The sequence below is a fragment of the Bacillus sp. LR--39 genome (genome assembly GCF_053613335.1).
The window spans coordinates 1-767 of the sequence record NZ_JBSIOT010000739.1; the positions used below are offsets into that span (position 1 = coordinate 1).

General features: G+C 51.0%; 1 protein-coding gene. It reads right to left on the bottom strand.

The genetic code is table 11. The features are described 5' to 3' along the window. On the bottom strand, positions 1-767 hold a 767-nt coding region (gene acdA, locus ACWHAR_RS26215), incomplete at both ends, for an acyl-CoA dehydrogenase AcdA (protein ID WP_452088314.1).

The following is a 767-nucleotide window of genomic DNA, read 5'->3' on the forward strand; positions in this document are numbered from 1 at the left end:
TGCTCGCCGATCGATTTTCCGAATTGCTTTCGCTCTTTTGCATATTGAAGCGCCGCATCAAGCGCTCCTTGGGCGATGCCTACGGCTTGTGCAGCTATGCCGTTTCTGCCTCCGTCAAGCGTCTTCATCGCGATTTTGAAGCCTTCTCCTTCTTGTCCGAGACGCTTTGATGCGGGCACTACACAATCTTCGAACATGATTTCCGTTGTCGGTGAAGAACGGATGCCCAGCTTCTTTTCTTTCTTGCCTGTAAAAAATCCTTCAAAATCCTTTTCTACTATAAAAGCGGTAATGCCTTTTTTCTTTTTCTCGGGATCGGTGACGGCAAAAACAATGTAAATATCAGCAACGCCGCCGTTTGTGATAAACACTTTGGAACCATTTAACACATAGTCATCGCCGATTCGTTCAGCAGTTGTTTTCATGCTGCCGGCGTCAGATCCAGACCGTGCTTCGGTCAATGCGAATGCGCCGATTTTCTCTCCGAGGGCCAGTTGTGTTAAGTACTCTGTCTTCTGTTCCTCCGTCCCAAAGGCAAACAGGGGCCAGCTGCAAAGAGAGATATGGGCGGAAAGCGTCACTCCGGTGGAGGCGCACACTTTTGACAGCTCCTCCACCGCGATGACGTAGGCCAAATAGTCACTTCCGATTCCGCCGTAATCTTCAGGCCATGGAATTCCCGTCAGCCCCAGATTTGCCATTTCCCGAAACAGCTCGCGATCGAAGCGTTCTTGTTCGTCCCGTTCTGCCGCAGTCGGGGCCACCTC